Here is a 26520-nt window from a genome sequence, read left to right on the forward strand (position 1 = left end):
CAACCGCATGTGACGCAGCTCCCGCTGTAATGCAGCTGTGATACGCGGTGAGCGAAAGTGACCTTAAGATGCGAAGTTTTGCGAGGTCCGGATGGTTGTATGGGTAGACGCACTCGTAAGGAGGTCATCATGACAACAGCAGTAGCCCCCCGTGAACTGACCGCAATGGACCGTTGCGACCGTTGTGGCGCCCAGGCCTATGTACGGGTGGTCCTGGCCTCCTCCGGCGGCGAGCTCCTCTTCTGCGGGCACCATGCCCGGCAGCACGAGCCGCAGCTTCGCTCGAAAGCCTCGGAGTGGCAGGACGAAACCGGCCGCCTGACCGAAAAGGCCGGCGCAGGCGCCGAATAGACCCATGCTTCAGAGCTGCCCATGCAGCTCACTGTGACATGGCCCGGCCGGCCCCCACGTTGAAGGGCGCCGTTCCCCGCATTGGGAGCGGCGCCCTTCGCTTTTTCCGGCGGACGTCGGCTGTCCGCAACCGCGCCCCGGCCAGCCGCCGGCCACAGCCCGCAGCCCCACTCCGTCCGGAGCCGCTGCGGCACCGCCACTGTCATGGATGCAGGGTTAACGGCAGCAGGGCCGGCCCCCTCTCCGGGTGCCGGCCCTGCTGCTGCGTTGTGGGATCAGTCCAGGTAGTCGCGGAGTACCTGCGACCGCGACGGGTGCCGCAGCTTGGACATAGTCTTCGATTCGATCTGGCGGATGCGCTCACGGGTGACGCCGTAGACCTTGCCGATTTCGTCTAAAGTCTTCGGCTGGCCGTCGGTCAGGCCGAAGCGCATGGCCACCACGCCGGCTTCGCGCTCCGAGAGCGTGTCCAGCACGGAGTGGAGCTGCTCCTGCAGCAGGGTGAAGCTGACCGCGTCGGCGGGAACCACAGCTTCGGAGTCTTCAATCAGGTCGCCGAACTCAGAGTCGCCATCCTCGCCCAGCGGCGTGTGCAGCGAAATCGGCTCGCGGCCGTACTTCTGGACTTCGACGACCTTTTCAGGCGTCATGTCCAGTTCCTTGGCCAATTCTTCCGGCGTAGGCTCGCGGCCCAGGTCCTGGAGCATCTGGCGCTGCACGCGGGCCAGCTTGTTGATGACTTCCACCATGTGCACCGGGATGCGGATGGTGCGGGCCTGGTCCGCCATGGCGCGGGTGATGGCCTGCCGGATCCACCAGGTTGCATAGGTGGAGAACTTGAAGCCCTTGGTGTAGTCGAATTTCTCGACCGCGCGGATCAGGCCCAAGTTGCCTTCCTGGATCAGGTCCAGGAACAGCATGCCGCGGCCGGTGTAGCGCTTGGCCAGCGAGACCACCAGGCGGAGGTTGGCTTCGAGCAGGTGGTTCTTGGCCCGCTTGCCGTCGTGGACAATCTGCTCCAGGTCACGGCGCAGCCGCGTTTCCATGGTGCCGTCGTCCTTGGCCAGCTTTTCTTCGGCGAAGAGCCCGGCCTCGATCCGGAGGGCAAGGTCGACTTCCTGCTCAGCGTTGAGCAGGGCGACCTTGCCGATCTGCTTCAGATAGTCCTTGACGGGGTCCGCGGTGGCACCCGCGGAGACTACTTGCTGGGCCGGTGCGTCATCGTCGTCAGCATCGGAGTAGACGAAGCCGGAACCGGTTTCGCCGTCCTTGCCCTTCTTGCCGCTGGCTTCCTCGACGGCTTCAACATCTTCGTCCGCGGGTTCCGGCTCAACGTCTGCATCCTCGTCGACTTCTTCTGTGGCCGGATCGGCAGTGGCCGCGTCCTTCTTGGCGGCAGCACCCGGCTTCCGGCCGCGCCGCTTGGGTGCGGCATCAGCCGTTGCCGCTGACTGGGCGCCGGTGCGCTTGGCAGTCGCGGACTTCTTCGGAGCGGAGGCAGCAGTCTCCTCATCGGGAGCTGCAACAGTCTTCTTGTCCGGTGACACAGAGAACCTTTCGTACGGCGGTCTGTGACGCTACCTGCGGGCAACACCACTATGACCCTGTCAAGTCCGTGTTTGATTTCAAACCAAGTCACGGACGCAGGGTCTGCATCGCATAACCTGATCCGCGGCTGCGGTATTCCCGAGGGAAGTACCGCTGTTTGAAACACGAACCCAACCGGGTCTCGGTTCCCATTGTCTCACGATTCAGCCCACCGGAAGAACCGGATTTGGCTCCCCTTCAGCCCGGCTAAGCAGCCAAATGCCTCGGACCGGGCCACGCCGTCTCGCGCCGGCGTGCCCAACGCGGCAACATCCCGCTGGCCGCCAGTTCACGGACGAGCTCGGCGAGCCGGTACCCGGGGTGCTCGCGCAGGCAGCCTTCGGCGCGCTGGTGCGCATGCGAGCCGCGGCCCCGTGCCCATTCGATCCAGGCATGCAACGCACCGGCAGCGGCCCGGGAGCTTCCGGTGCCAACGGTGTGAAGCTGTCCGAGTAACTGCGCGGTGGCATCCACACGCTGCCAGTCGGGTGCCACGGGCGAGTCACCGACCAGAATCCTGGACAAGTTCCGGGCAGCCGCAGGGTCATCGGCCTCCGGCAACGGCTCGACGTCCGCATCCACGTCCACGTCCGCGCCCGGATCAGGTCTATCGAGGAGTCCAGCCGCGCCGGCCCATAGGAAAGCGGGCTCAAGTCCGTTGCAGGCGAAGATGGCAATGGCGTCCCGAACCGCGTTGTCGGTCAAGCTGGCGAGCAGAAAGGCCTGTGCTTGGGCCGTCATGGTGCCGGCCTGGTTCGCTGTCAGGGCATGCTCCCACCGGCGCAGCGTAGCGAAGTAGAAAACCGGATGTGTCCAGCTCCCGGCAAGTCCGGCGGCCAGTTGGTCGGCTTCCCGTTGGATGGCTCTCGGCGTAGCGGATGCCGGCGGCGTTCCCGCACCGGGCGGTGCTTCTGACCCCCAGGCCTCGAGTGCCGTCCCGGCAGCAGGGCGTTCTCCACGGGGAGCGGCCGGGATTGGTTCGGCTGCGGCCTCCGCCGCCGACGCGGCATAGGTGCTGCCGTTGTAGACAAGTTCGGCGTTCAACGCGCTGTCCCGGATCTGCGATACCGGCCGTCCAGGCAAGGGGCAGCAACTGGTATCGGCGCAGTAGAGCTCTCGCCAATGCTCGGTGCCAACCGCCCAGCCGCCGCGGACCGGCAGTCCCGCGGCCACCAGGGACCGGCCAAGGGCTGCCACAAGTTCAGGATGTGGCGGCCGGTCTGCTGCGCGCCACGCGTGGTGGGTGTAGAGGATCAGCAGCGATGAGTCGGCCTCCTCGTCTGAGCGCAGATAGTCAGCCGCGGTGTCGGCAAACAGCTCCAACTGGCGGTTGTCGCCGGTTCTGGGAAGGTCCAAGCGCAAAGTGGCCCCGAGGCGGCCGCCGGCTAGGGACAGCAGGACCACGCTCTCGGCAGGCAGGAATCCCAGCGTGTGCGGCACGAAGCCCAGGACGTCGGCGGACTGGCGGGCCGTGAATCGCTTCTTCTCCATGGCAGGAGCTTGCTGCTGCAGCGGCCGCGGCGGCCATCCGGCAGAGCGATCCTGTGGACAGGATGCGCCGCAGCGCACCCTGTGGAGGGCAACACGTCAGCCCCGCCGGCTTCCGCCGTTCTCCCGTCGCTCCCTAATCCGCTCGCGCCGCCGGCGCCGGTCCCGTGCCAGCGCATCCCGCAGCGGGGGCACAATGACTCCCCCGTGGGACATCCTCGTGCGCACGCGTTTGCGTACAGCCAAAATGGCCAGCGTGCCGCCGATCAGGAAGACGAATTGGAGGCTGAAGGCCAGCTTGAACGAGTCCAGCGCATACAGCTCACCCTGTGAGAAACCGCTGGCCAGCAGGGTGTCCAGGACAACGCCCATGCCGAACATCACCAGCAGCGCAGAGATGAAGCCGCCGACGTTGACGATGCCGGTTGCCGTACCGGCGCGGCTCAGCGGGTTAAATGTCCGCGCGAAATCGAAGCCGATCATCGATCCCGGGCCGCCGATGGAAACCGCCATCACCAGCAGCAAAAGCAGCCAAAACGGCGCGGGGCCGGGATAGAGCAAGACAGCCAGCCAGGCGGTGGACATGACGCCAATGATCAGCAGAACCATCGTGGAGCGCCGTAAAGGATGCCGGCCTACCCAGCCGCCCAGCAACGGACCCGCAACGAAAGAGGTCAGTACCGCTACCGTCATCAGCACCGACGCCACGGCCGGCGCCAGCCCTTGGGCGGAGACAAGGAACGGGTAGCCCCACATCAGCATGAACACGTTGGCGGGGAACTGGACCGTGAAATGTGTCCACAGCCCCAGCCTGGTGCCCGGTTCCCGCCAGGCCTCGGCCAGCGAGGAGCCGGTCTGGCGCAGCGTCGGCGGCAACGGCTTCTGATGTTGGGCCGGCTCGTTGCGGACCACCGCGAGCGCCAGCACAAAGGCCACCGCGGACAGCGCGGCCACCGAGAGGAACGCCGGCGTCCAGCCCGCAAGGTTCAGGATCGCCACGAAGGGGATGACGCTGATTAACTGGCCGATTTGGCCCAGTTGGCCGGTCAACTGGGTCAACAGCGGGATGCGCTTCGCACTGAACCAACTGGGCAACAGCCTCAGCACGGACACAAAGGTCATGGCGTCGCCGGCGCCCACCAGGACGCGGCCGACCAGTCCTTCCGGTACGGACGACGCAAAGGCCAAGGCGGTTTGCCCGGCCAGCATCAGCAGGGCTCCGCCGGCCACCATGACCCGGGGGCCGTACTTGTCCACCATCAGCCCGACCGGGATCTGCAACCCTGCGTACACCACCAGTTGGACCACGGTGAAGGTCGACAGGGCTGCGGCGGTCGCGTCGAAGCGCTCGGTGGCCTGCAGGCCGGCTACGCCGAATGATGTGCGCTGGGTGATCGCGACCAGGTAGGCAAAGATTCCGCTTGCCCATACCCACCATGCACGCCGCGAATCCATTGCTCCAATATTGCCCGCTTCCCGCGGTGCAAAGCTAATCGGGGGTTCCGGGCTCGGCCGAGGGCCCCTTGCCTCCGTCGTTGTCGCCGGCGGGTTGCGTGGCGAGGAACGCTTCTACCGCGGCACCGAGCTCGTCGGCGTCGGGCAGCTCTTCGTTGTCCTTGACCAGCAGCGAACGGCGCTCTTCGTGCCCGGCATATTCGTCGTAGCGCTCTTCGAGACGGACGACGACGCGCTGCACCTCGGCGGAGTCCTGTACCTGCCGGTCAATCTGCCCTTCGACGTCGCGCCCGTTCTCGCGCAGCCGGTCGGTCGGGAGCACCAGCGAGGTAGCGGCGCCAATATACTCCAAGGCGGCGACGGCGGCAGGAGGGTACTGCGCGTCGGCCAGGTAGTGCGGCACATGGATGGAATAGCCGACGACGTCCCGGCCGGCCTCGGCCAGCCGGACTTCCAGCAGCGGCCCGATGCCCGCCTGCAATTCCGCCTGAGGCTTCCATGTGGTGATGCCGTTGATCAGATCCGGCCGGGACCCGTGGACGGTGACGCCAATGGGCCGGGTGTGCGGCACCGGCATCGGCAGCGACTGAACCCATGCCACCAGGCGCGTCTCGAGCCGGTTCGCCAGCCAGACGACAGCAGCGGAGAAACGGTCCCACTGGTAGTCGGGTTCGGGGCCGGTCAGCAGCAGGAACGGAGTGCCCAGCCCATCGACCACTCGGTAGAGCTCGATGGCGGGTGCTTCATAGTCGGTGAAGTGATCCCCCGCGAACGTGATTTTGGGCCGCCGGCTGCGGTAGTCCACCAACTGGTCGGCGTCGAAGGCAGCAACCAGTTCGGCGTCCAGCTCATCGAGCAGTTCATCGCCGATCTGCTCCATCACGTGACCTGCTTCGGCTGCTCCGGTGAACCCCATGATGAGGTCAAGCCCGCGCAGCGCCGGTGAATCGAACAACTCTGCGTTCGTCGACATCAGCGACCGTGGATCCAACAATGTTCCCTCCGTTCGGGCATCTTCTTCCTTGCAGTACATGGCCCTCTGTCATGACAGCGCGCACGCGGGCGGAAAAATTCCGCGGCTACGGACCTCAGCGGGCGTGAAGAAACAGCGCATCCGTGTGGGAGAGACTACGATCGACAGGTGCAGGCCCTGTTCCGGCGAACGCCCGTCCCGGGTTTTTCCTGCTGGAACTACTGTAAACACAACGGTATGCAACCGGTCAGCGGCGGCCACCCCCGTTCCGCGCTGGTCGGCTGAAGGACAAGTTAGGACAGATCTGCGTGATCCCCACGACCGAGCTCAAGCTCAGCGCCATTGCCAAGGATGTCAGAAAAGCCAAGTCCGATGCCCTGGTCATCGCGGTCGGACAGGGCAGCAACGGCCCGGTTCTGCTGGAGAATCCGTTGTCCGCCAAGTCTGCCAAGGCCTTGGCGGACACCCTGCCGCTGCTCGGCGTCACCGGCGCTGCCGACGAGGTTCACCGGCTGCCGGGACTGCCTGAGTCGGGTACGGATGTGCTGGTGCTGGCCGGCGTCGGGAAGCTGGGGCCGGACCATGCCGTGACCGTTGAGACCCTGCGCCGCGCTGCCGGTTCGGCAGTGCGGCAACTGGCCGGCGTGCAGTCGGTGGCCCTGGGCCTGCCGGCGGCCACGGTGGCCGAGGCCGCGGCGGTGGCTGAAGGCGCAGCGCTGGGCGCCTATGCCTTCAACGAACACCGCAGCCGCGGAAACGATGGCCGCGGCCCGGTCGCCGAAGCCACCGTGCTCACACCGGTTGCCGGCGACAAGCAGTTGGTCAAAGCGCTCAAACGGGCCGCCGTGCTGGGCCGCGCCGTCAATGCGACGCGCTCCCTGGTCAATCAGCCGCCGAGCCACCTCTACCCTGCCTCGTTCGCCGACACCGCGGCACAGATGGCCAAGGGCCTGCCGGTCAAGGTCACCGTGCTGGACGAGGACAAGCTGGAGAAGGACGGCTACGGCGGCTTGACCGGCGTCGGCAAGGGATCCACGCGGCCGCCGCGGTTGGTCAGGGTTGAATATGCCCCGGTCCGGGCCAAGGCGAAACTCGCCTTCGTCGGCAAGGGCATCACCTTCGACTCCGGCGGCCTGTCGCTCAAGCCGGCCGCCGGAATGATGACCATGAAATGCGACATGGCGGGTGCCGCCGTCGTGCTCAACGCCGTTTTGGCCATCGCCGAGCTGGGCGTGCCGGTGAAGGCCACCGCGTGGCTCTGCCTGGCCGAAAACATGCCCTCGGGCACCGCCTCCCGCCCCTCCGACGTGCTGACCATGTACGGCGGCAAGACGGTGGAAGTACTCAACACCGACGCCGAGGGCCGGCTGGTGATGGCCGACGGCCTGGCGGCAGCCAGCGAGGAACACCCCGATGTGCTGCTCGACGTCGCCACCTTGACCGGCGCGCAGATGGTTGCGTTGGGAAGCCGGGTGGGCGCGGTCATGGGCGAAGAACCCGTGCGCGATGCGGTCAAGGCTGCCGCTGACCGGGCCGGCGAACTGTTCTGGCCGATGCCGCTGCCGGACGAGCTGCGCTCCGGCCTGGATTCGCAGGTGGCGGATTTGTCCAACATGGGCGACAAGTACGGCGGCATGCTGACGGCCGCGATCTTCCTGCGTGAATTCGTGGGCGAGACGGACGGCGTGCGGATTCCGTGGGCGCACCTTGATATTGCCGGCCCGGCCTTCAATGAAGGGTCACCGCACGGCTACACCCCGAAGGAAGGCACCGGCGTCGCAGTCCGCACGCTGGTGGCCTACGCGGAGGATGTGGTAGCCCGCAGCGCCTGAGGACCGTATCCCGGCCCACCCACCGGCGTGAATCCGCCCACAATCCGCACTCTTGGTGCTGTCACCAAGTAGATGATGGTATGCGGGACCGCTAAGGTGAAACCCAAACCAACTCCGAGCTTTAACCCCAATCAACTCATCGACGTGTCACCACACGTTACGAACACGCGAGGGAGCGTTCACGTGGCCGATTCGGCAACAGCGCAAGAATTCGACATCCTGGTCCTCGGCGCCGGCAGCGGCGGTTATGCCGCGGCCCTGCGCGCCGTGCAGCTGGGCTTCACCGTCGGCCTGGTCGAGAAGGCCAAGCTCGGCGGCACCTGCCTGCACAACGGCTGCATCCCCACCAAGGCTCTGCTGCATTCGGCCGAGTTGGCCGACCACGCCAGGGACGCTTCGAAGTACGGCGTGAACCTGAGCCTGGACTCGATCGACATGGCTGCCGTCAACGCTTACAAGGACGGCATCATCGCGGGCAAGTTCAAGGGCCTCACCGGCCTGATCAAGTCCAAGGGCATCACCGTCATCGAAGGTGAAGGCAAGCTCGTCGGAACCGACACGGTCGAGGTCGGCGGCACCGCGTACAAGGGCAAGAACATCGTCCTGGCTACCGGCTCCTACTCGAAGACGCTCCCCGGCCTCGAAATCGGCGGCAAGGTCATCACCTCGGACCACGCCCTGCAGATGGACACGCTGCCCAAGAGCGCGGTGATCCTGGGCGGCGGCGTGATCGGCGTCGAGTTCGCCTCGGTGTGGAAGTCCTTCGGCGTGGACGTCACCATTGTCGAGGGCCTGCCCTCGCTGGTGCCCAACGAGGACCCGGCCATCATCAAGCAGCTGGAGCGCGCGTTCAAGAAGCGCGGCATCAAGTTCAACACCGGCGTGTTCTTCGACAAGGTGGAGCAGAACGACGACGGCGTCGTGGTCACGCTGGCTGACGGCAAGACTTTCGAGGCCGACCTGCTGCTCGTTGCCGTCGGCCGCGGTCCGAGCACTGCCGGGCTGGGCTTCGAGGAGGCCGGCGTCACGGTGGACCGCGGCTTCGTGATCACCGATGAGCGCCTGCACACCGGCGTCGGCAACATCTACGCCGTCGGCGACATCGTCCCGGGCGTCCAGCTGGCGCACCGCGGCTTCCAGCAGGGCATCTTCGTGGCCGAGGAAATCGCCGGCAACAAGCCGGCCGTGATCGAGGACATCAACGTCCCGAAGGTCACCTACTGCGAACCGGAGATCGCTTCGGTCGGCCTGAACCAGCCGCAGGCCGAAGAGAAGTACGGCAAGGACAACGTAGAGACGGTCGAGTACAACCTGGCCGGCAACGGCAAGAGCTCCATCCTGGGCACCAGCGGCATCATCAAGATGGTCCGCGAGAAGGACGGCCCCATCGTCGGCATGCACATGATCGGCGGCCGCATTGGCGAGCAGATTGGCGAAGCGCAGCTGATCGTCAGCTGGGAAGCGTACCCGGAGGACGTCGCAGCCCTCATCCACGCGCACCCGACCCAGAACGAGGCGCTCGGCGAAGCCGCCATGGCCCTGGCCGGCCGTCCGCTGCACGGATAACAAGCTTCACCTGGTGCACCCGTCCTCGCCGGACGGGTGCACTAGGCTCAAGAGTAAGACTCGATGTACCGGCCAGGCCGGAAAATAGACTCAAAGGAGAACGGGGACGACATGTCTGAAACCGTGAACTTGCCCGCCCTCGGTGAAAGCGTCACCGAAGGCACTGTGACCCGCTGGCTGAAGCAAGTCGGCGACCGGGTCGAAGTCGACGAACCGCTGCTCGAGGTTTCCACCGACAAGGTCGACACCGAAATCCCCTCTCCCGTAGCCGGTGTGATTGAAGAGATCCTGGTGGCTGAGGACGAGACCGCCGACGTCGGGGCCCCGCTGGTGCGCATTGGCGACGGTTCCGGTTCCGGCCAGGCGGCCGAAGAGGCTCCGGCCGAGGAAGCCCCGGCAGAAGAGCCGCAGCAGGAGGCGGCCGCGCCGGAAGCCCCGCAGCAGGAAGAGTCCCAGCAGGAAGCCCCGGCCGAGGAAGCTCCGGCCGCCGGCTCCGGCGAAGGCACCGAAGTCACGCTGCCGGCCCTGGGCGAAAGCGTCACCGAAGGTACCGTCACCCGCTGGCTGAAGCAGGTCGGCGACACGGTCGAGGTCGATGAGCCGCTGCTCGAGGTCTCCACCGACAAGGTCGACACCGAAATCCCGTCCCCCGTGGCCGGCACGGTCCAGGAGATCAAGGTCGCCGAGGACGAGACCGCCGAGGTCGGTTCGGTGCTGGCCATCATCGGCACGGGGGCCGGTCCCGCCAAGGCGGAGCCGAAGGAAGCCGAGCCGGTGGCCGCCGCCCCGGCCCAGGACCGCGAGGCCCCGGTGGAGGAGCCTGCAAAGGCCGAGCAGCCCGCCGCCGAAGCTCCGAAGGCTGAGGCCCCCAATGCTGAGGCTCCTGCTGCAGCGGCCCCGGAGGCAGCACCTGCCCCCGCCGAGGCTGCCGCAGCCTCCGACGCCGGCTACGTCACTCCGCTGGTCCGCAAGCTGGCCAACCAGCACAAGGTGGACCTCTCCACCGTCAAGGGCACCGGAGTGGGTGGCCGCATCCGCAAGCAGGACGTGCTGGAAGCAGCCGAATCAGCCAAGCCGGCCGCTGCTCCCGCAGCAGCGCCCGCCGCGGCTCCGGCCCAGGCAGCGGCCTCGGCCAAGCGCGGCACCGTGGAGAAGGCTCCGCGGATCCGCCAGGTGATCGCCCGCCGGATGCGCGAATCGCTGGACGCCTCCACGCAGCTCACCCAGGTCCATGAGATCGACATGACCAAGGTGGTCAAGCTCCGGGAACGCGCCAAGAAGTCCTTCCAGGATCAAAACGGCGTCAAGCTGACCTACCTGCCCTTCATCGCCAAGGCCGTTGCGGAGGCGCTCAAGCAGCATCCGAAGCTGAACGCAGAGTACGACGAGGAAAAGCAGGAGATCACCTACCACAACGCCGAGCACCTGGCGATTGCGGTGGACACCGACAAGGGCCTGCTGGTACCGGTCATCAACGACGCAGGCAACCTCAACCTCGCCGGCCTGGCGGGCAAGATTGCCGACGTCGCGGACCGCACCCGGAGCAACAAGATCGGCCCGGACGAGCTCTCCGGCGGCACGTTCTCCATCACCAACATCGGCAGCGTCGGGGCCTTGTTCGACACCCCGATCATCAACCAGCCGCAGGTCGGCATCCTCGGCACCGGCAGCATCGTCAAGCGGCCGATGGTGGTCCAGGATGAGAACGGCGACGATTCGATCGCGATCCGCTCGATGATGTACCTCTCGCTGACCTACGACCACCGTTTGGTCGACGGCGCGGATGCCGGCCGTTTCCTGCAGACGCTGCGGGCGCGCCTGGAAGCCGGGCAGTTCGAGGCAGATCTGGGCCTCTAGCCCGGCAGATCCACACCGCGCACCAATCAGCGACGGGCCGCGTTCAGTACTGGACGCGGCCCGCCGCTGATTCATCTGCCAGGGCTACTACAGCAAGTAGAAAAATCCGTTCCGGCCCGGCATGCCGCAGCCTGCAGGCCCACTGGGGCCCGATAGGCTGGGCCCATGGACATCCTCTACAACCTTCTCGTCTTCCTGCACATCGTCGGTGCGGCCATGATCGTCGGCATCTGGATCGGCAACATGAAGAAGCCCACCGTCCACCCGCGGCAGTTCGACGGCGCCGCCCTGCAGATCATCACCGGTGTGATCATGATGGGCCTGATTCCGGCCATGGACATGGACGCGAACTATGTGAAGCTGACCATCAAGCTGGTCATTGCGCTCGTTGTCGGCGTCCTGGCTTTCATTGGTCGCCGCAAGTACAAGGCCGGCGAACCGATTTCCGCCGGACTGGCCCACTCGGTCGGCGGTCTGGCGCTGCTGAACGTTGCCATTGCGACGTTGTGGAACTAACCCTGCGAAGCCCCTGACACTGCGGCCGGTCCCGGATTCGGGCCGGCCGCAGCAGTTTAACCCGCCCACCGGACAGGCCGCGGCAACTCCCCTAGTATGAACAGGACGGCGCCGGCCGCATTCGGCCGGCGCCGGCATGGAACCTATCCCAGATCGACCAAGGAGGACACATGGCTACAACCCGTACTGCCAGCACCGAATGGAAGGGCGACCTGTTCGGCGGCAGCGGCCAGACCACATTCGAAACGTCTGGAATCGGCACCTACGATGTCACCTGGAAGGCCCGGGCGGAGCAGGCCGAAGGAAAGACCAGCCCCGAAGAGCTGCTGGCTGCAGCCCATGCCACCTGCTACTCGATGCAGTTCAGCAACATGCTCAAGGAACACGGCACCACCGCGGAAAGCATCAAGACCTCTGCAGCGGTCGACTTCGTGCCGGGGACCGGCATCACCGAGATCCGGCTGACCGTCAACGCCACCGTGCCCGGTATCAGCGAGGATGACTTCCAGCGCCTGGCCACCGGAGCCAAGGAGAACTGCCCGGTATCCGGAGCCCTGGCCTCGGTTCCCAGCATCACGCTTGACGCCACGCTGGCCAGCTAGTTTCGACAAGACAGAAGAACCCCGACGCATCCTGGATGCGCCGGGGTTCTTCTCTTTCGCGGACGGCCGCACTGGCGAAGGTCAGCGCAGATCCTGTGGACGCGGCGGCAACGCTCCGGGACGCAGCACCGGATAGCCGCCGCGAGCCGGCGGCTGGTCGGTCGGGAGTTCGCCGAGCATCTCCTTCAGGATCCCCACGCCGTGCTCAAGCTGCGGGTCCTCCCCCGCGCCGTAGGCGTGCGGCGGGAACGGCACCTCAATGTCCGGTTCAACCCCAAAGTTTTCCACGCCCCAGCCCACGCCCTGGGTGAACCAGAACGCGTACCGAGGCTGTGTCACCCCAGTACCGTCAGCCAGCGCAAACTTCGCGTCGATGCCGACCACGCCGCCCCACGTCCGCGTCCCGACAACGGGGCCAATGCCGCGCAGCTTGCTCACCTGCGTGATGATGTCGCCGTCGGAACCGGCAAACTCATCCGTGAGGACCACGACAGGGCCGCGCGGTGCATGTGCCGGATAGGTGCCCGGCTGCTCGCCGCGTGCCAGGCTCCAGGCGTTGACCTTGCGGCCGATCAGTTCGGCGACCAGCTGCGAGGTATGACCGCCGCGGTTGCGCCGGACATCGACGATCAGCGCGTCCTTGGCGGTCTCCACGTCCAGGTCACGGTGCAGCTGGGCCCAACCGCGGGCCACCATGTCCGGGATGTGGAGGTACCCGAAGCGACCGTTCGAGGCGTCGCGGACGTTGCGGCGGTTGCCGGCGACCCAGTTCTGGTACCGGAGCCGTTCCTCGTCACGGATCGGGATCACCGCAATCCGCCGCTGTAGGCCGGCTTCCGGGCTGCCCGATCCGTTGACGATGGTCAGTTCAACGGTCTTGCCGGCGGCGCCCACCAACAACGGCGCCGGGCCGGCGAGCGGATCCACCGGGATGCCGTCCACGGCAGCAATGACGTCGCCCGGTTGGACGGCGGCGCCGGGAGCGGTCAGCGGAGACTGTGCCAGCGGATCCGAAGACTCCCCGGCCAGGATCTTGTGCACCGTCCAGCCGGCCTCGGTCCGCACCAGGTCGGCGCCCAGCAGACCCTGTTTGCCGGCGCCGGGCTCGGTGACCGGTGCGGGCATGACGTAAGCGTGCGAGGTGCCCAGTTCCCCGTGCAGTTCCCAGAGCAGGTCGATCAAGTCGTCGTGGGAACCCAACCGTTCCACCAGCGGCCGGTAGCGGTCGTAGACGCCCTGCCAGTCCATGCCCGCCATGTCCTCGGCCCAGTAGAAGTCGCGCTGCAGCCGCCAGGTCTCCTCGAATGCCTGGCCCCAGACCTTTAGCGGTTCCAGCGTGAGCCGGATCCGGCTCAGGTCCACCTGCACACTCTCCGGCGAGTCGTCGTCGACCTTCCCGCTGACGGGGACGGCCCTGACCTTCGACTTGTGCACGTACACCAGCCGCTTGCGGTCCTGCGACATTTCGTAGGCATCCAGGGCAGGCACCAACACGGAAACCTCGCGGCGGGACAGGTCGAACCGCTCCAGCCGCTGGGACTGCTCCGCGTCCTCGGCGGAAGCACGTCCTTCTCCGGTGACCCCGGCAGGATCCGTGGCCAGCCACAACAAGGCACCGTCCACGGCGGTAAGGCGGGTGTAGCGGCCCTGCTGGACCGGGACCGGAATGATCCGCTCGCCCAGCCGTTCCGCGTCGACGGCGATCTCCGCGGCGGCAGGCTTGGTCTCGCCAGCGTCCGGCTGGCCGTCCTGGTCCTTTTCCGCTGCCGGCGGCGCATCCGGCAACGTGCCGTGCACCGAGGGTCCGAACGGCGAGGGAGTGGCGGCGGCCAGAGCCACAAGGAACGGCTTGGTTGATTCAGGGAAACCCAAATCGAAGCTGTGGGTCGAATAGACCGGGTCGAAGCTCCGCTCGGAGAGGAAGGCCGCGAACTTGCCATCGGGAGTGAAGGCCGGCCCGTGGTCGCGGAAACGCCCGTCGGTCACATCAATGATGCTGCCGGTGCCGTCGGCGCGGACCAGCCGGAGACGGGTCCGGGTGCCCTCCGCCGTCACCGGTTCGGCCCAGAGGATCCAGCGCGAATCGGGTGAGAAGGTCAGTTCGTTGACTGCCCCGTGGTCGGTACCCGCGAGCCGGCGCAGGTCCCCGCTGTCCACGTCCAGGACCAGCAGCTGTCCGTATTCGGTGGCGACCGCCGCCAGTGTGCCGTCAGGGCTGGCGGCCAGCGCGCTCACCCGGTCCGGTCCAGGCAATTCCACCCGGCGCAGCTGCTGCGGCGCCAGCGCTGCGTCCGAACGGGCCTCCGCCTCCTGGCTGTCGGCTCCGCTGCCGCCCTGCCGTCCGCCGGAACGGACTTCGACAATCGGCTGGGATTGGGTCGGGTTAACGACGGCGGAGGCGGACACCGGGCGCGGCAAGCCGGCCGGTTCCGGTTCTGCAGGTGCCGCGCTGGCTTCGGCGGGTGCGGGCGCGTCGGGTTGGGGAAGCTGTTCGAAAACCTGGCGGATGTAGAGGGCCTCTTCGCCCCCGTGGTCGGCGACGTAGACCACCCGCGAGTCCCCGAGCGGCCGGGCCAGCCGGGCCCGGACGCCGGGTGTCGACTCCACGACGCGCGAGGGACCGTCCCGGTGGGTCAGCCAGTGCACTGTTCCGTGTGCCTCGATGACGGATGCGGTTCCCTTCGGATTCGGCACGGCCGACGCCAGGTGCTGCGCCACGTTGAGAGGGCGGCTGCGGCGTCCGGTCGAGGCCGAGCCTAGCGTGAGCTGAAGCCGCCGCGGTTCCGCGGCAAGGGAATCGAGCAGCCACAGCTCGCCGGCGGACTCGAAGACCACGCGGGTGCCGTCCGTGGAAGCGTGCCGGACGTAGAAGCCGTCATGATCGGTATGCCGGCGCAGGTCCCCTCCGTCCGGTCGGACCGAGTACAGGTTGCCGTGACCTTCGTGGTCGCTGAGGAACGCTATCCGGTCGCCGATCCACATCGGATCTGCGAGGTTTCCGTCCAGCTCAGCGGCGAGGCGCCCGAATTCGCCGACGCCATCCCGGTCGATCCAGAGTTTTCCGGCCGTGCCGCCGCGGTACCGCTTCCACCAGGCCGGTTCGCGCGAGAGCACGCTGCCGAGCACCACCGGGCGCTCGTCGCCGAGCTCCGGCCCGAACGCGACCGACTCGACCGGCCCATAGGGCAACACGCGGGCGCCGGAGCCGTCCAGCGGTACGGCGTAGGCCCAGGTGTGGCGCGATTCTTCGCGCTGGAAGGAACTGGTCACCAAGGCTTCGCCCCGTGGTGTGAAACCTTTGACCTTCGTCGATGCATGCCCCCAGTAGGTCAGCTGGCGGAAGCCGCCGCCGTCGACCGTGGACGTGACCACCTCGGGCGCGCTGGCCTGCACCACGCCCCACACCAGGTTCTGGCCGTCGGGCGAGAATCTGGGGTTTCTGGCCGGCAGTTGCAGCGACGAAACCCGCCACGCCCTGCCCCCGGCAATGGGGCCCACCCACACATCGTCCTCGGCGACGAACGTGACGAGATCGGCGTGCACGTGCGGGTAGCGGAAGTAGCTGGATAAAGTCATGCCTCGATCTTAGTCACGGCCGGCAGCAGCCCTCGGGTCATCCGGGCGGCGGCGTTTCATAGACCGCTTGGATCAGCCAACCGACCTCCTGCCACACGAGTTCCAGCTGGATCCGCTGCACGCTGGGTTCGGCGTGGTCCTTCACCACGCTGCCATCGGCCGCTAGCTGGCGGAACGGCGACGTGATGACCGTCGCAGCCACGCGGGCCGGTGGCGACGAGATTCCGGCCGCAGTGTCCTCCCCCGCGAGGTCTTCCACCGTGGTGTCGAAGTCCGCCAGCCAGTCGCCGGCCTCGGTCAGCGCGGAGACAATGTCCTGATCGGTCTCCATCACGGCGGTTCCGGGAAGATTGACCCGCTGAAGCAGCGCCGCGTCCCGGGTTCGCAAGGCTTCGGTGCGCAACCAGACCAGGGCGGGCACGGCCGCGGCCGCGTCGTCGCCGTGCAGCGCCTTCTCGAGTTGCTTCGGCATGGAGCGTGCCTCCGGCGGTGCCGGATGCCGGCTTTCACGCGGCGCCGCCGCAACCGACCGCGCCACGGACTGCCCGTGGCCGGTTACCTGCACGGACTGACGGGCCTCCGGTGCAGCAAAGAAGCCCCCGGCCGCTAGCGCCACTCCCGCTGCCACGGCCACGGCAGTCAGCGCGAACGCTGCCCTGCCCCGCATGCCAGTGGCGGGCGGGGCAGTGGCGCCCATGGGCCGGCCCTGGCCGTGGCCGGCCGCGCCGCTCCCCCGCGACCCGGGCCACCGGGGCACCCGGCTGCGGCTCCGGGCCGGGGACCGGCCGGACACCGGCCGCAATCCCTCCCGCAATCCCTCCAGCAATCCCTCCAGGAGGCCCGCGGGCCTTGCCGCCGTCCCGTGCCGGGTCAGCAGCTGGCTCGCCACCGAAGGATGTGCCGACGCGCTCAGGTCCAGTGCCTCGGGGTGGGCGGCCCGGATCACCCGCCGGGCGAACTCCGCCGCGGACGGGCGCTGGTCCGCGTGCTCCGCCAGCCCTTCCTCCAACAGGGCCACCAGCTCGTCCGGCACGTCGGGGACCAAAGCACCCAGCGGCGGGCGGTGCGCCGTGGCGCCGGGCACCCGTCCGGTGAGGGCGAACCAACCGATGGCTGCCAGGGCATAAACGTCCGCTTCCGGGTCCAGCCCGCCCTCGGCTACATTCCGGGACGGGGCCTTGAAACCGGGAGTCCCTGCCGCCGGTGCCCGGGAGCTGCCCAGTGCCCGCGCCACCCCCAGATCGGCCAGCAGCGGCTTGCCGACAGCAGTGAACAGCACGTTGCCGGGCGACACGTCGCCGTGGACCACGCCGATTCCGTGCAGGTAGTCGAGCGCCTGGGCAACCGGAGACAGCAGCGTCACCGCTTCGCCGACCGCCACAGGTCCCCGCGCGGCGACAAGTGCCGCCAGCGAACCGCCGGCGGCATACTCCAAGAGCAGCCCCGGCCCCCGGTCCGTGGCCACCTGGCCATGCGCCTGCAACAGATGCTCATGGCTGCCACCCGCCAGCAGGACGGACTCACGGCGCGCCGTGGCAGCCGCTCCCTCCTCCCCCTGCTGCCGTCCGGCAACCGGCCAGGGGGCCGGCTTGCCTGCCTCCGCCGCCGCGCCGTACCGTGCCGCGCGCCGGGTGGGAGGCGGCGCACCGGCGTCGTCGTCGTGATTGGCAGGAGTGAGCGGGGCAGATAGCACTTTCAGGGCATACTCAGTGCCCGTGGCAAGCTCCCTGACCAGCCACACCGACGCCGATGCGCCGCTGCCGAGCCAGCGCTGCACGGCGAAGCCCGGTGCCGCCGGGCGCGGCGGTTCCTGTCCTGTTGAGACCGTTCCGCCTGCCCGCTCGTCGTCGCCCATGGACTACTTCTACTCGGTTCACCGTCGGCGCGCTGGAGTTATCCACAGTTCGGTGCGCTACACAAATAGCAGTGCCGGACGCCGAAGCGTAGGCTTGCGGAATGGCTTTAGAGTTTTCGCGGGTGGGATTTGCCCCTGACTACGTCGACTATGAAGAAGGCTGGGCGCTGCAACGCCGGCTGCACAGCGAAGTGGTGGCGGGCTCCGCCCCCAGCACGGTGCTGCTGCTGGAACACAGCCCGGTGTACACGGCGGGAAAACGGACCGAAGAACACGAACGCCCGCTGGACGGCACCCCGGTGGTCAGTGTGGACCGCGGCGGCAAGTTGACGTGGCACGGCCCCGGCCAGTTGGTGGGCTATCCGATCGTGGCCCTGCCCGATCCCACGAAGGTGGCCGACTATGTCGACATCCTGGAGCAGGTCCTGATCAACGTGCTCGCCGACTATGGCGTGGCCGGCACCCGGATCGAAGGCCGGTCCGGCGTATGGATCGACGCCGACGAACGCGGCCCTGCCCGCAAGATCGCCGCCATCGGCATCCGGGTCAACCACCGGGTGACCATGCACGGCTTCGCCCTCAATTGCCGGAACGATCTGGCCCCTTACAGCCAGATCATCGCCTGCGGTATCACCGATGCCGGCACCACCACCATTCAGGCGGAAACCGGACTGGATGTTGCGCCTGCCGACATCGCCGACCGGGTGGAAGCTGAACTCCGCTCGTACGAATCTTCCTTGGTCAAAGCCGGCACCCCCGGAGCTGCGGCCACCGACACCGACCCTGGCCACCGCCAGACCGAAGGAGCCCTGCTGTGACGCTCGCCCCCGAAGGACGCCGCCTGCTGCGCGTCGAGGCCCGCAATGCTGCCACGCCCGTGGAACGTAAACCGGACTGGATCAAGGCCAAGGTCAACATGGGTCCCGAGTACGTGGCCATGAAGAACCTGGTCAAAAAGGAAGGGCTGCACACGGTCTGCGAGGAGGCAGGCTGCCCCAATATCTTCGAATGCTGGGAAGACCGTGAAGCAACCTTCCTGATCGGCGGTTCGGAGTGCACTCGACGCTGCGACTTCTGCCAGATCGATACCGGAAAGCCCTCGCCGATCGACATCCTGGAGCCCACCAAGGTTGCCCAGTCGGTCCAGCAGATGAACCTGCGCTACGCCACCGTCACCGGCGTGGCCCGCGACGATCTGGCCGACGAGGGCGTGTGGCTCTACGCCGAGACCGTCCGGAAGATCCACGAGCTCAACCCGGGCACCGGCGTCGAACTCCTGATTCCGGACTTCTCCGGCAAGCCCGAGCACATCGCGGCGATCTGCGACGCCAAGCCGGAGGTGTTCGCGCACAACGTGGAGACCGTGCCGCGGATTTTCAAGCGCATCCGGCCGGCCTTCCGCTACGAGCGTTCGCTGGACGTTATCACCCAGGGCCGCGATCACGGAATGGTGACCAAGTCGAACCTGATCCTGGGCATGGGGGAAACCCGCGAAGAGATCTCCGAGGCGCTGCGCGACCTGCATGCCGCCGGCTGCGACCTGATCACCATCACGCAGTACCTCCGCCCGACCGAACGGCACCACCCGGTGGAGCGCTGGGTCAAGCCCGAGGAATTTGTTGAGTTGAGCCAAGAGGCCGAGGAGATCGGCTTCCTGGGCGTGATGAGCGGACCCCTGGTGCGTTCCTCCTACCGGGCGGGCCGCCTCTGGGCCACTGCGATGCGCAAGAAGGGCTTGGAGCTTCCGCCCGAGCTGGCCCATATTGGCGAATCCGGCAGTACCCGCCAGGAAGCTGCCACGCTGATTGCTTCCCGTTAACTGAACGGCCGGAACGACGGTCCGGGGCCATCAGGCTGCCGGACCGTCGCCGTGTCCGGAGGCCGGGCGCGAGCGACCCGTCCGTCACGATAGAATTGAACATTATGGCCAATCGCACCGATTCCGACGCCCCGAAGCGGGGTCTCTTCTCACGCAAGCCCAAGGCTGAGAAGCCGTCCAAAGCCAACAAGCAGCCCGGCCGGCTGAAGCAGATCGGCCAGGTCTTCCAAATGACCCGGCGCAATGACCCGAACGTTGTCTGGTTCATGCTGCTGGCCTTCCTCGGCATCGTTGCCGTGGGCCTGGCCGTCGGCCTGCTGATCAACAACTGGATCACGCTGCTGATCATCTCGATCCCGCTGGGTCTGCTGGCTGCCACCTTCATCCTGTCGCGCCGGGCTGAACGTGCGGCGTTTTCGCAGATCGAGGGCCAGCCGGGTGCATCCGGAGCTGCGCTGAGCGTGCTGCGCCGCGGCTGGATCCTGCAGGACCAGCCGGTGGCCGTGAACCCGCGGACCCAGGACGCCGTGTTCCGCGCCGTGGGCCGCCCCGGCATTGTGCTGGTCACCGAGGGCCCCTCGCACCGCGTACGCCAGTTGGTTGAGTCGGAGCGGCGCCGCATGCGCCGCATCCTGCCGAACGTCAAGATCCACGTGATCGAGACCGGCCGCGGCGAGGGCCAGGTGGAGCTGAGCAAGGTGGCCAAGACCGTGCAGAAGCTCAAGAAGGAACTGACCAAGCAGGAAGTCAGCGCCGTGGACAAGCGGCTGCAGGCCCTGGGCAGCAGCAAGCTTCCCATCCCGAAGGGCGTGGACCCGTTCAAGGCCCGCCCGGACCGCAAGGCCATGCGCGGACGCTGATCCTTTCCTCAAAACGCACGTGAGGGGCTGCCGGTAACTAACCGGCAGCCCCTCACGCCTTTCAGGAGTCTTCAGTTGTGCGCGTACCCTGCCGGCTCAGCGGCGGATCAGGATGGTTCCCATGGCCCGGTCGTGAAGGCCGCGCTGGTCGGCGTCGAAAACGACCGCCGGAATCACCAGGCACAGCAGCACGGTGCGGACCACAGCCGGCAGCAATCCGGGAGCGGACCCGTCGAGTTTGCGCACCTGGATGCCGAGCAGCCGGTGCCCGATGCTGTAGCCCAGGGTTCCGACCAGCAGCAACTGCTCGACGGCGAAGACTCCGAGAATGGCCAGCTGCCCCCCGCCCAGGAACGCGTTGGCGATTGCGTAGCAGAGCAGCCAGTCAATCAGCAGCGCCGCCACCCGCCGACCCGGCCGGGCAATTGAGCCGCTGCCGGTTTGGGGTAGCCCGAGCCGCTGGCCGGGCCACTGCTGCATGTTGGACTGCGGAGGGCCTTCAAGCCAGGAACCAAGATCGCGTCTACTTACCACCCCTCAAGTTTACCGGTCGGGCGATGACGCAGGGTTCCCGGGCCGGCGGGCTGCCGCCGGGCATGGGCCCGCGTGCCCTTTGCCCGCTCCGGCTGCAAGCGCCAGGACCGCGGACGGTAAGCTTGCAGTGCACATCGATTTAAGTAACCTGCCTGAAACAATTGCGACACTGACGGGAAATTCCCTGCTCCTACTGTTGTAACTGTTGCCGGCCCCGTAGAGCGGAGGCAGGTTCCCCCAGAATGCGTAAGGAGCATGACCCGATGTTCAAGAATGCGGACGAGGTCCTCAAGTACATCGCCGACGAAGACGTTAAGTTCGTCGATATCCGTTTCACCGACCTGCCCGGCGTCCAGCAGCACTTCAATGTGCCGGCGAAAACCGTAGACGCCGACTTCTTCGTGAACGGGCAGCTCTTCGACGGCTCCTCGATCCGCGGTTTCCAGGGCATCGCCGAATCCGACATGCAGCTGATCCCGGATGTCACCACCGCATTCATCGATCCGTTCCGGGTGGAGAAGACGCTGGCCCTGAACTTCTCCATCGTGAACCCGCGCACCGGTGACCCGTACCACCGCGACCCGCGCGGCGTGTCCGAGCGCGCAGAGGCCTACCTTGCTTCCACCGGCATCGCCGACACCGCGTTCTTCGCCCCGGAAGCGGAGTTCTTCATTTTCGACGACGTCCGTTACCAGTCCAGCCCGGAACACTCCTTCTACAAGGTGGACTCGGTCGAGGCGCACTGGAACTCCGGCAAGAAGGAAGAAGGCGGCAACCAGGGCTACAAGACCCCGGTCAAGGGCGGCTACTTCCCGGTTTCCCCCACCGACAAGCAGGCCGACCTGCGCGACGCGATCTGCGTGGAACTGGACGCGGTCGGCCTCGAGGTCGAACGGTCCCACCACGAAGTAGGTTCCGCCGGCCAGGCCGAGATCAACTACAAGTTCAGCACCATGACGCACGCCGCCGACGACCTGCTGAAGTTCAAGTACATCGTCAAGAACGTGGCCGATGCCTGGGGCAAGTCCGCTACCTTCATGCCCAAGCCCGTCTTCGGCGACAACGGCTCCGGCATGCACTGCCACCAGTCGCTGTGGACCGGCGGCCAGCCGCTGTTCTACGACGAAAAGGGCTACGCCGGCCTGTCCGACACCGCCCGCTGGTACATCGGCGGCCTGCTCAAGCATGCTTCCGCCGTGCTCGCCTTCACCAACCCCACGGTGAACTCCTACCGCCGGCTGGTCAAGGGATTCGAGGCGCCGGTGAACATGGTCTACTCGCAGGGCAACCGCTCGGCAGGCATTCGCATCCCGATCACCGGTTCCAACCCCAAGGCCAAGCGCATTGAGTTCCGCGCCCCCGACCCCAGCTCGAACCCGTACCTGGCCTTCGCCGCCCAGCTGATGGCGGGCCTTGACGGGATCAAGAACCGCATCGAGCCGGCCGACCCGATCGACAAGGACTTGTACGAGCTGCCGGCCGAAGAGGCCAAGGACATCCAGAAGGCTCCGGGTTCGCTGGAAGAAGCCCTTGAGGCGCTGGAAGCGGACAACGAGTTCCTGCAGGCCGGCGGGGTCTTCACCCAGGACCTGATCGACACCTGGATTGCCTACAAGCGCGAAATGGAAATCGCGCCGCTGGCAGCCCGCCCGAACCCCTACGAGTTCGAGCTCTACTACGGCTGCTAGGACACCCTTGCGGTGAACGCGGCCATTCGGCGCCCGCGGGATCCGGAGCTCCTCAAGGCGGCCCACTATTGCCCTCCGGCAGTCAGTGGGCCGCTTTCGTGCGTTTAGACCGCACCGCTAGCGGCCCAAGGCCTTGCGGAATATGGCCACCACGCCAACGAACACCAGCGCGGTGAGCGTCAGCACGAACGAATACGCGACGCCGATGCGAAGTATCACCAGCAGCACCAGGAACAGGACGAGCGCTACGATCAACGCGCTCTTCACCGGTCGCGGGGTACGGCCGCTGAGCGTGGATCCTCCGTTTCCACCCATAAGCCACATTTTGCCACTCCCGCGCCACCACGTCCTGTCCCGGCCGGGTCATCCGCTGCCCTGATACGGCCACCGGTATGGGTGCTGCGGCGGCCCCGGCGGGTGCCAGGTGCCGGGCCAGGATGGTGTCAGCGGCGCTCGGGGCGGGTGCCCGGCGCGGGCCCGGGCTGCGCCTCCGAAAAGCCTAAAGACGCGTTTCGGTGACGGCCGTGAGTAGGAACACCGAGTCCTCCGATGCCTCGACGGAATGCCGCTCCTGCGGAATCACGGCCAGCTGGTCCTGGTTGACCGCCATCCGGCCGGATGCCGAAACCACGGTCACCGACCCTTCAAGGACCAGTAGCGTACCGGCGAGCGGGGCGTTGTGCTCCCCCAGTTCGGCTCCGGCCTTCAGGGCGATCACGGTTTGGCGCAGCGGGCCGTCCTGGGCCACCAGAACAGCGCTGCGTCCGTGCGGCGACCCAACCGCCACGGCCAGATGTTCACGTCCAACCACATCGATGTCGGTCATCGGGCGTCTCCTTCGCTTGGCTTCCGGCCTCAGCCTAACCCGGTCCCCTGCCGGCAGCCATCAAACACGGTAGGGGCCGACGGCGGTGCCTTCCGGCACGGGCCGGCAGATCAGGTGCCGTAACCGTAGAAGTAGCGCTCGAAGATAGCCCGGGCGCGGCGGGTCAGGCGCAGATAGTCTTCCTCGATCGCCGCCGCGTTCCCCGGCTCGTACCCGCACCAGCGGGCCACCGCTTCCAGGTCCCGCCGCGACGCGGGAAGGAGGTCGGAATTCTTCCCGGCCCAAATAACATTGGCTGAACGGATTCGGGTGGCCAGGCTCCAACTGCGGCCCAGGGCGGCCGCGTCGTCTTCCGGAAGCAGCCCGGCGGCGGCGATGGCGGAGAGCGCCTCCAAGGTGTTGCTGGTACGCAGTTCCGGACGCTCGTGGGCGTGCTGCAGTTGCAGCAGTTGGACCAGCCATTCCACGTCGCTGAGTCCGCCGCGGCCCAGCTTCAGGTGACGGGCCGGATCGGCGCCGCGCGGCAGCCGTTCGGATTCCACCCGGGCCTTGATCCGGCGGATTTCGCGAACTTGGTCGCTGCTGAGGTCCGTCGGGTAACGGATCGGGTCCACCAGGGTGATAAAGTCCTCGGCGAGGGCGTCGTCTCCGGCCATCGGGCGGGCACGCAGCAAGGCCTGCGCCTCCCAGACCAGCGACCAGCGCTGGTAGTACTCGCGGTACGAGTCCAGCGACCGTACCAGCGGACCGTTCTTTCCTTCCGGACGCAACGCGGCATCCACCTCCAGCACCCGTTCGGCGAGCACCGGCGGAGTACAGGGCTGCTTCAGCAGCGAGGAAATCCGGGCCACAATGCGCTCCGCCTGCTGCTGGGCCCGGGCGGGATCCGCGCCGGGCAGGGGCCGATGCACGTACATCACATCGGCATCCGACCCGTAGCTGATTTCGCGCCCGCCCTGGCGGCCCATGGCCACCACCAGCAGCGCGGTCAGCCGTTCCTCCGACTCCAGCACGGAGGTCTCCGCCACATGCAGTCCGCCGAGCACCGCGGCACGGTCGGCGTCGGCCAGGGCCGCGCCGACCTGGCGCTGCTCCAACAGCCCGGAGGAGTCGGCCAGAGCGATGCGCAGCGTTTCCCGGCGGCGGATCAGCCGGATCAGCCGGATCGCCTCTTCCGGCACCGGATGGCGGGACATCTTGGACTGGATCTCCTGCCACTGGGCGTCAAAGCTCAGCGGCACCAGATCCTTGTCCGTGCCCAGCCACGCCGTGGACTCCGGCGAAACCTCCAGCAGGTCGGTGATGAAACGGCTGCTGGAGAGGACGTGACACAGCCGTTCGGCCGCGGAGCTTGAGTCCCGCAACATGCCTAAGTACCAGTGCGAGTCCCCCAGCCGTTCGCTCAAGCGCCGGAAGCCCAGCAGCCCGGCGTCGGGATCCACCCCGGAAGCGATCCATTCCAGCAGCACCGGCAGCAATTGGCGCTGCAGCGAAGCCTTCCTGCTGACCCCTCCAGTGAGCGCCTCGATGTGGCGCATGGCGCCGCGCGGATCCAGGTAGCCTAGGGCGGCCAGCCGCCCCTGGGCGGCTTCGGGACTGAGCCGCACTTCGTCCAGACTCAGGTTGGACGCGGCGGCCAGCAGCGGCCGGTAGAAAATTTGCTCATGCAACGCCCGCACCCGTCGCTTGGTCTGCTGCCATTTCTCCAGCAGCTCTGCCGGTGCCGGGCGCCGCTCCAGCAACGCACCCTGCGCGGCCTTGGCCAGCACCCGCTGGGCCTGCTCGCCGTCGGGCATCAGATGCGTCCTGCGCAAACGCACCAGCTGGATCCGGTGCTCCAAAACACGCAGGAACCGGTACGCCTCGTCGAATTCGCGGGCGTCCCCACGGGAGATGTAGCCGGCCACGCTCAGGGCTCCGATGGCCGAGGTGGTGTCGCGCTGGCGGATCGACTCGTCAACGCGCGCATGGACCAGCTGGAGCAATTGGACCGTAAACTCGACGTCGCGCAGGCCGCCGCGCCCCAGCTTGATCTGCCGGCCGCGCTCATGGGCCGGGATGTTTTCGGTGACCCGGCGGCGCATGGATTGCACTGACTCGACAAAACCTTCGCGCTCGGACGAGGACCACACCAGCGGGGCGACCGCTTCCTCGTACCGTCGGCCCAGATCGGCGTCTCCGGCCACCGCCCGGGCCTTCAGCAGTGCTTGGAACTCCCAGCTCTGGGCCCAGCGCCGGTAATAGGTCAGATGGGAATCCAGCGTCCGCACCAGCGGTCCGTCTTTGCCCTCCGGCCGCAGATTGGCGTCCACTTCCCAGAGCCCCGGCTCCGGTCCCGGGGATGAAATCGCCCGGGCCGTGCCGGTGGCCAGGGCCGCGCCGATGGCGGCGGCAGGGCCGTCGTCCAGCTCCTCGGCCTCGACGACGTACACCACATCGACGTCGGAAATATAGTTCAGTTCGCCGGCGCCGCACTTGCCCATCCCGATGATGGCCAGCTTCACGGCCGCAACATCGTCGGGGCCAAAGCGTTCCGCCGCCTCGGCGCGCGCCACCGCCAGGCCGGCCTCCAGCGCCGCGCCGGCAAGGTCGGCAAGCTCCCGGCCGACCGCCGGCATGAAGTCGACCGGCGAGGCGGCGCAGAGGTCACGGATGGCGAGTTCTGCCAGGTGCCGGCGGTAGGTGCTCCGCAGCTCGGTGTAGGCATCCGTGCCGGAGAGGGAGGCGACCGGTTGTTCGGCGAGCGGATCCGCCCCGACGGCGTACAGCATCGAACTGCGCAACCGGGAGGCCGGGACGCTGCCGGGCTCCGGCCCGATGTCCGTGTCCAGCACGTCCAAGTGCTCCGGCCGGCGCAGCAAAAAGTCGCCCAGTGCTTCCGAGGCCCCCAGCAGCCGGAACAGGGCTTCGCTGCTGTCCCCACCGGTATTGATGATCTCGGCCAGAGAGGGGTTCTTCTCCAGCAGCCGGACCAGTGAGACCAGTGCCTGATCGGGGTCTGCGCTGACGGCGAAGCCTGCGTCCAGCCGTTCCGGGGTGACCTCGGACAGCTCCTTGGCCTGCAGGAAGCGGGTGCTGCGCTCCAGGTCGTGGAAACCTCGGGCGATCAGGCGCCGGTTAGTGAGCACTTTCGTC

20 protein-coding genes are annotated in these 26520 nt (G+C 67.2%); 10 read left to right on the plus strand and 10 right to left on the minus strand.

The features are described 5' to 3' along the window. The first annotated feature begins 129 nt into the window (after window positions 1-129). Entirely contained in the window at window positions 130-351 is a 222-nt protein-coding gene (locus ACMX2H_RS08765; protein WP_414960124.1) for a DUF7455 domain-containing protein, read from the plus strand. Window positions 352-626: 275 nt separating this feature from the next. On the opposite strand, the gene ACMX2H_RS08770 is transcribed toward ACMX2H_RS08765, so the two are convergent. The 4 genes from ACMX2H_RS08770 to ACMX2H_RS08785 form a co-directional block, all read right to left on the minus strand. Next, window positions 627-1898, minus strand: coding sequence for an RNA polymerase sigma factor (locus ACMX2H_RS08770; RefSeq protein ID WP_414960125.1), 1272 nt, complete (start codon window positions 1896-1898; stop codon window positions 627-629). A 247-nt stretch (window positions 1899-2145) separates the two neighbouring features. Then, complete coding sequence (locus tag ACMX2H_RS08775; RefSeq protein WP_414960126.1) at window positions 2146-3429, minus strand: DUF4192 family protein; 1284 nt, start codon at window positions 3427-3429, stop codon at window positions 2146-2148. A gap of 96 nt (window positions 3430-3525) precedes the next feature. Further along, entirely contained in the window at window positions 3526-4881 is a 1356-nt protein-coding gene (locus ACMX2H_RS08780) for an MFS transporter (RefSeq protein ID WP_414960127.1), read from the minus strand. Between the two features lie 34 nt (window positions 4882-4915). Beyond that, window positions 4916-5854, minus strand: coding sequence for a proteasome assembly chaperone family protein (locus tag ACMX2H_RS08785; RefSeq protein WP_414960128.1), 939 nt, complete (start codon window positions 5852-5854; stop codon window positions 4916-4918). Between the two features lie 308 nt (window positions 5855-6162). On the opposite strand from ACMX2H_RS08785, the gene ACMX2H_RS08790 reads away from it, so the two are divergent. From ACMX2H_RS08790 to ACMX2H_RS08810, 5 genes are all read left to right on the plus strand, one after another. Continuing rightward, window positions 6163-7686, plus strand: a complete 1524-nt coding sequence (locus ACMX2H_RS08790) for a leucyl aminopeptidase (RefSeq protein ID WP_414960129.1) — start codon at window positions 6163-6165, stop codon at window positions 7684-7686. A gap of 183 nt (window positions 7687-7869) precedes the next feature. Further along, the gene (lpdA, locus tag ACMX2H_RS08795; protein WP_136785098.1) at window positions 7870-9252 is read left to right on the plus strand and encodes a dihydrolipoyl dehydrogenase; all 1383 of its coding nucleotides are present in this window, start codon (window positions 7870-7872) and stop codon (window positions 9250-9252) included. A gap of 111 nt (window positions 9253-9363) precedes the next feature. Next, window positions 9364-11109 carry a 2-oxoglutarate dehydrogenase, E2 component, dihydrolipoamide succinyltransferase gene (gene sucB, locus ACMX2H_RS08800; RefSeq protein WP_414960130.1) on the plus strand — a complete coding sequence of 582 codons (1746 nt, stop codon included), beginning with the start codon at window positions 9364-9366 and terminating at the stop codon, window positions 11107-11109. A gap of 165 nt (window positions 11110-11274) precedes the next feature. Further along, on the plus strand, window positions 11275-11625 hold the full coding sequence (locus tag ACMX2H_RS08805; protein ID WP_414960131.1) for a hypothetical protein: 351 nt from the start codon (window positions 11275-11277) through the stop codon (window positions 11623-11625). 170 nt (window positions 11626-11795) lie between these two features. Then, complete coding sequence (locus ACMX2H_RS08810; protein ID WP_414960132.1) at window positions 11796-12227, plus strand: OsmC family peroxiredoxin; 432 nt, start codon at window positions 11796-11798, stop codon at window positions 12225-12227. Between the two features lie 81 nt (window positions 12228-12308). On the opposite strand, the gene ACMX2H_RS08815 is transcribed toward ACMX2H_RS08810, so the two are convergent. After that, the gene (locus tag ACMX2H_RS08815; protein ID WP_414960133.1) at window positions 12309-15803 is read right to left on the minus strand and encodes a S41 family peptidase; all 3495 of its coding nucleotides are present in this window, start codon (window positions 15801-15803) and stop codon (window positions 12309-12311) included. A 37-nt stretch (window positions 15804-15840) separates the two neighbouring features. Beyond that, window positions 15841-17658, minus strand: a complete 1818-nt coding sequence (locus tag ACMX2H_RS08820; protein WP_414960134.1) for a serine/threonine-protein kinase — start codon at window positions 17656-17658, stop codon at window positions 15841-15843. A 101-nt stretch (window positions 17659-17759) separates the two neighbouring features. On the opposite strand from ACMX2H_RS08820, the gene lipB reads away from it, so the two are divergent. From lipB to ACMX2H_RS08835, 3 genes are all read left to right on the plus strand, one after another. Then, window positions 17760-18476 carry a lipoyl(octanoyl) transferase LipB gene (gene lipB / locus ACMX2H_RS08825; RefSeq protein WP_414960135.1) on the plus strand — a complete coding sequence of 239 codons (717 nt, stop codon included), beginning with the start codon at window positions 17760-17762 and terminating at the stop codon, window positions 18474-18476. Further along, window positions 18473-19477: a lipoyl synthase gene (gene lipA / locus ACMX2H_RS08830; RefSeq protein ID WP_414960136.1), complete on the plus strand. Its 1005-nt coding sequence runs from the start codon at window positions 18473-18475 to the stop codon at window positions 19475-19477. The genes lipB and lipA overlap by 4 nt, the downstream gene beginning before the upstream one ends. 104 nt (window positions 19478-19581) lie before the next feature. Then, a complete protein-coding gene (locus ACMX2H_RS08835) occupies window positions 19582-20337 on the plus strand; it encodes a DUF4191 domain-containing protein (protein ID WP_414960137.1) in 756 nt (251 codons plus the stop codon). A 96-nt stretch (window positions 20338-20433) separates the two neighbouring features. Here ACMX2H_RS08835 and ACMX2H_RS08840 read toward each other — a convergent pair whose 3' ends face one another. Further along, window positions 20434-20871 carry an RDD family protein gene (locus ACMX2H_RS08840; RefSeq protein ID WP_414960138.1) on the minus strand — a complete coding sequence of 146 codons (438 nt, stop codon included), beginning with the start codon at window positions 20869-20871 and terminating at the stop codon, window positions 20434-20436. A gap of 263 nt (window positions 20872-21134) precedes the next feature. On the opposite strand from ACMX2H_RS08840, the gene glnA reads away from it, so the two are divergent. Next, window positions 21135-22559, plus strand: coding sequence for a type I glutamate--ammonia ligase (glnA, locus tag ACMX2H_RS08845; RefSeq protein WP_414960139.1), 1425 nt, complete (start codon window positions 21135-21137; stop codon window positions 22557-22559). A gap of 117 nt (window positions 22560-22676) precedes the next feature. On the opposite strand, the gene ACMX2H_RS08850 is transcribed toward glnA, so the two are convergent. From ACMX2H_RS08850 to ACMX2H_RS08860, 3 genes are all read right to left on the minus strand, one after another. Then, the gene (locus ACMX2H_RS08850) at window positions 22677-22874 is read right to left on the minus strand and encodes a hypothetical protein (RefSeq protein ID WP_414960140.1); all 198 of its coding nucleotides are present in this window, start codon (window positions 22872-22874) and stop codon (window positions 22677-22679) included. A gap of 184 nt (window positions 22875-23058) precedes the next feature. Beyond that, a complete protein-coding gene (locus ACMX2H_RS08855) occupies window positions 23059-23385 on the minus strand; it encodes a cupin domain-containing protein (protein ID WP_414960141.1) in 327 nt (108 codons plus the stop codon). A 110-nt stretch (window positions 23386-23495) separates the two neighbouring features. Beyond that, window positions 23496-26513, minus strand: a complete 3018-nt coding sequence (locus tag ACMX2H_RS08860; protein ID WP_414960142.1) for a bifunctional [glutamine synthetase] adenylyltransferase/[glutamine synthetase]-adenylyl-L-tyrosine phosphorylase — start codon at window positions 26511-26513, stop codon at window positions 23496-23498. Between the last annotated feature and the right edge of the window lie 7 nt (window positions 26514-26520).

Source organism: Arthrobacter sulfonylureivorans (genome assembly GCF_047607445.1).
Classification (GTDB): Bacteria; Actinomycetota; Actinomycetes; order Actinomycetales; family Micrococcaceae; genus Crystallibacter; species Crystallibacter sulfonylureivorans_A.